At 67.3% G+C, this 7326-nt stretch carries 6 protein-coding genes and 1 pseudogene; 3 read left to right on the forward strand and 4 right to left on the reverse strand.

What is annotated here, in order from left to right:
- The 3 genes and pseudogenes from ER13_RS14910 to ER13_RS14920 form a co-directional block, all read right to left on the reverse strand.
- Positions 1-191: pseudogene (locus ER13_RS14910) on the reverse strand (DNA mismatch repair protein MutS); the annotation flags it as partial.
- Complete coding sequence (locus ER13_RS14915) at positions 188-427, reverse strand: helix-turn-helix transcriptional regulator (RefSeq protein ID WP_008258757.1); 240 nt, start codon at positions 425-427, stop codon at positions 188-190. The pseudogene ER13_RS14910 and the gene ER13_RS14915, both read right to left, overlap by 4 nt.
- Before the next feature lie 23 nt (positions 428-450).
- Positions 451-1107, reverse strand: coding sequence for a DUF2975 domain-containing protein (locus tag ER13_RS14920; RefSeq protein ID WP_052005146.1), 657 nt, complete (start codon positions 1105-1107; stop codon positions 451-453).
- A gap of 460 nt (positions 1108-1567) precedes the next feature.
- Between ER13_RS14920 and rdgB the strand changes: the two genes are divergently transcribed.
- Both rdgB and hemW read left to right on the forward strand, forming a co-directional pair.
- Positions 1568-2170, forward strand: a complete 603-nt coding sequence (gene rdgB / locus ER13_RS14925) for an RdgB/HAM1 family non-canonical purine NTP pyrophosphatase (RefSeq protein WP_035310481.1) — start codon at positions 1568-1570, stop codon at positions 2168-2170.
- Positions 2163-3323: a radical SAM family heme chaperone HemW gene (gene hemW, locus ER13_RS14930; RefSeq protein ID WP_035310483.1), complete on the forward strand. Its 1161-nt coding sequence runs from the start codon at positions 2163-2165 to the stop codon at positions 3321-3323. The genes rdgB and hemW overlap by 8 nt, the downstream gene beginning before the upstream one ends.
- A 59-nt stretch (positions 3324-3382) precedes the next feature.
- Here hemW and secA read toward each other — a convergent pair whose 3' ends face one another.
- The gene (secA, locus tag ER13_RS14935) at positions 3383-6232 is read right to left on the reverse strand and encodes a preprotein translocase subunit SecA (protein ID WP_035310485.1); all 2850 of its coding nucleotides are present in this window, start codon (positions 6230-6232) and stop codon (positions 3383-3385) included.
- Positions 6233-6513: 281 nt separating this feature from the next.
- Here secA and ER13_RS14940 point away from each other — a divergent pair.
- On the forward strand, positions 6514-7326 hold an 813-nt coding region (locus tag ER13_RS14940), incomplete at its 3' end, for a peptidylprolyl isomerase (RefSeq protein ID WP_035310487.1).

The raw sequence follows: 7326 nt of genomic DNA on the forward strand, positions 1-7326 counted from the left end.
GAGACCTTGGCCAGGCGGCGCGGATGCTCCGGCGGGGCGACCACGACATGGGCCGGAGCCTCGGCGCCGGGGGTGACGCGGGCGGCCTTGCGGCTGCGTGGGGCGGCGACCGTGCCGGTGATGCGGCTCCAGATGCGACGGTCCTCGGGCGTCAGCCCGTTCTCGTCACGGCCGGGGCCCTTGCGCTTCATGCCTCGGCGTCGTCGTCGAAGGCGTCGCCCGGACCGGGTTCGTGAACCAGCAGATCGCCGGGCTGACAGTCCAGTTCGCGACACAGGGCGTCGAGGGTCGAGAACCGCACGGCGCGCGCCTTGCCCGTCTTCAGGATCGACAGATTCGCCACCGTCACCCCGACCCGGTCGGCGAGTTCGGTCAGCGACATGCGGCGTTCGACGAGGACGCGATCAAGCTGGACGCGGATGGCCATGGGGAAGTCCTACTGGAAACGGCTCAGATCGTCAGTTCGGATTCGCGGCGCAGGCGCGCCCCCTCGCGGAAAACCTCCGCCAGGACGAAGACGATCAGGACGGAGAAGATCGGGGTCAGCAGTTCACCCAGCCCCTGGGGATCCATGACGCCCGGCGCCAGGCGCGCGGCCACGAAGCCCTGGGCCAGCCAGACGCCGCCGGTCACGACCGCCAGGGTCAGGCCGATCTGGCGCAGACGGCGGACATTGTCGGGATGGAAGGGATCGCCCATGGTCAGGGTGCGGAAGATCCGACGCAGGCTGCGCAGGATCAGCATGAAGCCGCCGAAATAGGCGGTGGCCGCCCCCAGGCCGAACAGCAGAAGCATACGGGTCAGCGGCAGCTGTCGCCCGCCGGACTCGCCGCTGACGGTGATGTTCACATTGTCCAGGGGAATGAAGACGGCGGCGACCAGCAGCAACAACAGCAGGCCGGTGATGAGCCAGAGCAGGATATAGGCGACGTCCAGCGCCACCTTCAGCACGCTGGAGACCGAACCCGGGCCCAGGGCGCGGAACGGGGCCTTCAGCGGCGCGGTAATGGCGCGCAGCCAGCGAGGGGCGGGCCATTTCGGGGTCAGCCATTTTGGACTCAGCGCCTCGCCTCGCTTCAGCGGATGTCGCGGCGGGAGCAGGCGCATGGTCGGTCTCAGGCCGGAGGGAAGGGCGCGACGGCTGCGCGGGGTCCGGCGAACCCGCGCGCAGCTCTATACATCGCGGTCTTCGTCAAGGTCGTCAAAGCTCTCGTGATCGATACAGGGCTGGACTTGGGCGCGATCAGAGGGCTTGAACCAGAATGGCGACCAGGGCGGTCGGCAGGGCGGCGATCAGGACCGTGTTGACGAAAGCGGCGCAGACCTTGTCCAGCCAGAGCGACATGTTCATCGTATGCATCAGGGTTCTCCGTTGTTCCTGTTTGGGTGATAATCACCCGCTTGGTTTATTATCCGCATGATCGTTCCGGATTTTCCGGAAGTCCTGAACGGTGCGGCCCCGTTCCTGACGATCAATAGATAGGCCGTGCGCTGCTAAAAAGCACGTTACATATCGTTTAACGATATTAAACTTTGGCAATAGACTGTTTCAGGGCCGTGACAATCGATGACTCTCAAGCTTTTCAAAGGGATGCGGATCGTCGCCGCCACCCACAACCCCGGCAAGGTTCCGGAGATCGCCGCCCTGCTGGGTGAAGATTACGAGATCCTCACCGCCGGCCAGTTGAATCTGCCCGAGCCGGACGAGACCGAGACCACCTTCGCCGGCAACGCCATGCTGAAGGCTCGTCATGCGGCCGCCTTGTCAGGCGAGGTCGCCCTGGCCGACGACTCGGGAATGTCGGTGGCGGCCCTGGACGGGGCGCCGGGCATATTCTCCGCCCGCTGGGCCGGACCGGGCAAGGATTTCGCCGTGGCGATGAAGAAGGTCGAAGACCGGCTGGAGGAGATCGGGGCGATGGACCGCGCCGCCTGGTTCACCTCGGCCCTGGCCGTGGCCTGGCCGGACGGGCCGTGCGTGGTGGTGGAGGGCGAGGTGCACGGCCGTCTGACCTTCCCGCCGCGCGGCGACCGGGGCTTCGGCTATGATCCCATCTTCATTCCCGAGGGCGGCGCGCTGACCTTCGGCGAGATGGAGCCGGCGGCCAAGGAGGCGATCAGCCACCGCACCCGCGCCTTCGCCAAGCTGCGGGCCGCGTTGATTGACTGATTTCCTCGCCCCAGGAACGGACGTCGGCCTCTATGTCCACTGGCCCTATTGTTCGCGCATCTGCCCCTATTGCGACTTCAACGTCGTGCGCGACCGGGGGCGGGTCGAGGAACAGGCGGCGCTGGTCGAGGCGATCCTGGCCGACATGCGGGCGCAGCGGGCCCTGACGGGGTCGCGCCGGCTGGCCTCGATCTTCTTCGGCGGGGGCACGCCGTCGCTGATGGCGCCCGAGGCCGCAGCCCGGATCATCGCCCAGGCGTACGATCTGTTCCCCCCGGCGGGTGCGATCGAGATTTCGCTGGAGTCCAATCCGACCGACGCCGAGGCGGCCCGGTTCGCCGCCCTGGCGGGGGCGGGGGTCAACCGGCTGTCGATGGGGGTGCAGGCGCTGGACGACGCCGCGCTGCGGTTCCTGGGGCGGGATCATTCGGCGGCCGAGGCGCGGCGCGCGGTCGATCTGGCCGGGCGGGCCTTTTCGCGCCTGTCCATCGACCTGATCTACGCCCGGCCGGGCCAGACCCCGGCCGACTGGGCGACGGAGCTGGGCGCGGCCCTGGACATGGGGTTTGAGCACGTCTCGCCCTATCAGCTGACCCTGGAGCCGACGACGGCGTTCGGACGGGCCCTGGCGCGCGGAACCCTGATCCCGCCCGATGAAGACCAGGCCGCAGCCCTGTACGAGACCACCCAGACCGTGCTGGAGGCCGCCGGGTTCGACGCCTATGAGGTGTCCAATCATGCGCGGGGCGTGTCGGCGCGCTCGGCGCACAATCTGCACGTCTGGCGCGGCGGCGACTATCTGGGCCTGGGCCCCGGCGCCCACGGGCGGCTGACGCTGGACGGGACCCGCACCGCCACTGTCGCCCATCGCCGGATCGCCGACTATGTGGCCGGGGTCGGGGCGGGATCACCCTGGATGGAGACGGAACGGCTGGACGCCGCCGGGGCGGCCGAAGAAAAGCTGCTGCTGGGCCTGCGCACAGTCGAGGGCGCGCCGGTCGGGCTGCTGGCGGACCTGGGGTTGGACGCGGACGCGGCGCCGACAGCCGACCTGATCACCGACGGATTTCTGAGGCTCAGCGCCGGCCGACTGGTGGCGACGCCGCGCGGTCGGCCGGTGCTGGACGGGGTGCTGAAGGCTTTGCTGACCTAAACAAAACGGCCCCGGATCGAAATCCGGGGCCGCTCTGGCGTCACATCGGGACGGTGCGCTTAGACCAGCGCCCCGTGGCAGTGTTTGAACTTGCGGCCCGAGCCGCAGGGGCAGGGGGAGTTACGGCCGGTCATTTCCCAGCCGGGCGGCAGGGCCTCGACCGGAAGCTTGGAGCGGTCGTCGCCGATCAACTGGCCTTCCGGATTTTGCGCGGCCGGATTGACCATCTCGTTCTCGCCGGTGCCGGGGTTCAGGTGGATTTCCTGGAACTCGGGCATTTCCGGCGGCGCCTGGAAGCGGAACTCGACCGTCATCAGCCAGCGGGTGACGTTGTGGCGCAGGTCGTACAGCAGGTTCTCGAACAAGGCGAAGGCCTCGGTCTTGTATTCGTTCAGCGGATCGCGCTGGCCGTAGCCGCGCAGGCCGATCACGCCGCGCAGATGATCCAGATGGACCAGGTGTTCGCGCCACTGCATGTCGATCATCTGCAGCATGAACTGCTTCTCCAGACCGCGCGTCTGGTCGGCGCCGATCTGTTCCAGCCGTTCGGCGGCGCGGGCGTCGGCGGCGGCCAGAAGCCGCTCCTCGATCTCCTCGTTCGACACGCCTTCCTCGGCCGCCCAGTCGTGCAGCGGCAGCTCCAGGCCCAGGGTCGTGCGGACCTTTTCGTCCAGACCGTCGATGTCCCACTGTTCGGCATAGGCCTTGGGCGGCATGTAGCGTTCGACCAGGTCGGAGACCACGTCGCGGCGGAAGTCGCCGACCAGTTCAGACAGGTCCTCGGAGTCCATGAACTCCTGGCGCTGCTCGAACACGGCCTTGCGCTGGTCGTTCACGACGTCGTCGTATTTCAGCAGATTCTTGCGGATGTCGTAGTTGCGGGTCTCGACCCGCTTCTGGGCGGTCTCGATGGCGCGGTTCAGCCAGGGGTGGGTGATGGCCTCGCCCTCGGCCACGCCAAAGGTCTTCATGATCGAGTCCAGACGGTCGCCGGCGAAGATGCGCAGCAGGTCGTCCTCGCAGGACAGATAGAATTTCGAGGTGCCGGGGTCGCCCTGACGGCCGGTGCGGCCGCGCAGCTGGTTGTCGATCCGGCGGCTCTCGTGGCGTTCGGTGCCCAGGACGAACAGACCGCCGGCGGCGAGCGCGATCTCGCGCTGGACGGCGATGTCGGCCTTGTACTGGGCCTCCTGGGCCTTCTCCATCTCGGGCGTGACCTCGACGGCCATGTTGCGCTGTTCCAGCAGCCACTTCTGCATCTTCATCTCGAGGTTGCCCCCGAGCTGGATGTCGGTGCCGCGGCCCGCCATGTTGGTGGCGATGGTCACCACGCCCGGCAGACCGGCGTCGGCGACGATATAGGCCTCCTGCTCGTGCTGGCGCGCGTTCAGGACGGAGTGCGGGATGCCGCGCAGCTTGGTCTCGTAGGTGATGTCATAGGCGGCGTCGCCGATCTTCTCGGCTTCCTTGGCCTTGCCCTCGTACTGGGGCTTCAGCTTGCGCGAGACCTCGACCTTGTATTCGAACTTGCTCAGCAGATCCGACAGCTGTTCCGAACGCTCGATCGATACGGTGCCGACCAGGATGGGCTGACCCGCCAGGTGGCATTCGGCGATCTGTTTGGCGATGGCCTGGTTCTTCTCGGCGTGGGTCCGATAGACCTCGTCGTCATAGTCCTTGCGCTGGATCGGCCGGTTGGTCGGCACCTCCAGCACGTCCATCTTGTAGATGTCGCCGAACTCCTGGGCCTCGGTCGCGGCGGTGCCGGTCATGCCCGACAGCTTCTGGTACAGGCGGAAATAGTTCTGGATCGTGACCGAGGCCAGGGTCTGGTTCTCGGGCTGGATCTTGACGTCTTCCTTGGCCTCGATGGCCTGGTGGAGGCCTTCCGACAGGCGGCGGCCGGTCATCATCCGGCCGGTGAATTCGTCGATCAGGACGATCTCGCCGCCCTTGATGATATAGTCCTTGTCGCGCTGATACAGGGTGTTGGCGCGCAGGGCCTGGTTGGTGTGGTGGACCAGGCTGATGTTGGCGGCGTCGTACAGGCCGGTGGTGTCTGCGGCGAAGTGGCCGCCGCTTTCCAGCGCCTCTTCCATCCGCTCCGAGCCCAGTTCGGTCAGCAGGACCTGTTTCTGCTTCTCGTCGAGCTCGAAGGTGTCCTTGTCCTTGATCAGCTCCTTCACCAGGCCGTCGAGGATCTTGTACAGGTCCGAACGGTCCTCGGTCGGGCCCGAGATGATCAGAGGCGTGCGCGCTTCGTCGATCAGGATGGAATCGACTTCATCGACAATGGCGAAATTGTGCGGGCGCTGCACCATCTCGCGCCGGTCATAGACCAGGTTGTCGCGCAGATAGTCGAAGCCGAACTCGTTGTTGGTGCCGTAGGTGACGTCGGCGGCGTAGGCCGCCTGGCGCTGGCCCTGGCTCAGGCCGTTGACGATGACCCCGACCTCAAGACCCAGGAAGCGATAGACCTTGCCCATGGTCTCGGCGTCGCGGCGGGCCAGGTAGTCGTTGACGGTGATGACGTGGACGCCCTTGCCCGGCAGGGCGTTCAGATAGACGGGCGCCACGGCGACCAGGGTCTTGCCCTCGCCGGTCCGCATCTCGGCGATGCCGCCTTCGTGCAGGATCATGCCGCCGGCCAGCTGGACGTCGTACTGACGCTGGCCCAGCACCCGCTTGGACGCCTCGCGCACCACGGCGAAGGCCTCGGGCAGGATCTTGTCCAGGGTCTCGCCATTGGCCAGGCGGTCCCGGAAGGCGTCGGTCATCATCCGCAGCTCGTCGTCGGACAGGGCGGCGAACTTGGGCTCCAGCGCATTGATGCGCTGGGCGTGGTCCTGGAAGGCCTTGACCTTGCGGTCGTTGGAAGAGCCGAAAAGTTTCTTGGCGAAGCCGAGCATATTGGATCCGGTAAGCGGTCGAGCGTCTGCGAGCTGAGCGGCTCTGGAAATCCCGTGAGGGGCGGCGATACGGACGCCGCGAGAGGGGCCCGAACCGGTGGCGACCCCGATGCGCCGGAACTGGCGCGCGCGAAGGGCCGCGCAGACGATCAAAACCCCTCGACTTGGGCGCAGGCGGGACTTAAGCACCGGCCTAACCCCTGTCAACGCGAGGGGCTTTCGGCCGCCTTCTACGGAGCGCCCTCTTGACCCCATTTCGGCGACCTTTCGGCCTGTTTTCCATGGCGCTTCTGGCTGCGGTCCTGACGGTCGCCGCCTGTTCGCGCGGCGGCGGGGACGACAAGGCCCCGGAGCCGGGCGACCGGCCGGTGGCCCGGGTCCAGGACGAGACCGTCTGGGCCTCGGACGTCAAGCGCGAGGCGGTGGCCCAAGGGCTGGTGGGCGAGGGCGAGCCGCTGGACGTGACCTCGGACCTGTTCCGGCGCGTGCTGGACGAGGTGATCGATCAGAAACTGCTCGCCAGGGAGGCCGAGCGCCGTCGCCTGGACGCCTCGCCCCTGGCCCAGCGTCGCCTCGAGGCGACCCGCGAACGAATCCTGGGCGACATGCTGGTGGAGAGCGTGGTCAACGGCGCCATTTCCGACCAGGCGGTCCAGACCCTGTACAATGAGCAATTGCGGCTGGCGAAGACATCGGAGGAGATCCGCGTCCGCCTGATCCTGTCGCGCACCAAGCCGGAGGCCGAGGCGGTCATCGGCATCCTGGGCCAGGGCGCCAGTTTCGAGGCCGTGGCCATGGAGCGGTCGGTGGACGAGGCGACGCGCTTTTCAGGCGGCGACCTGGGCTATTCGACCCTGGACGTCATGCCCCAGGCCTATGCCGGCGCCCTGCGCGACAAACCGGCAGGGTCCACCGTCGGTCCGTTCCAGACCGAAGGCGGCTGGGCCGTGCTGCGGGTCGAGGACCGGCGCAAGGAAAGCCCGCCGACCCTGGAGCAGGCCCGGCCCCAGATCGTCCGCTACCTGACCTATGAGGGCGTGCGGCAGTTGCTGGAGCAGTTGCGCGGCAAGGCCCAAGGCGGCGTCCGGCTGGCG

Source organism: Brevundimonas sp. EAKA, assembly GCF_000698025.1.
Classification (GTDB): domain Bacteria; phylum Pseudomonadota; class Alphaproteobacteria; order Caulobacterales; family Caulobacteraceae; genus Brevundimonas; species Brevundimonas mediterranea_A.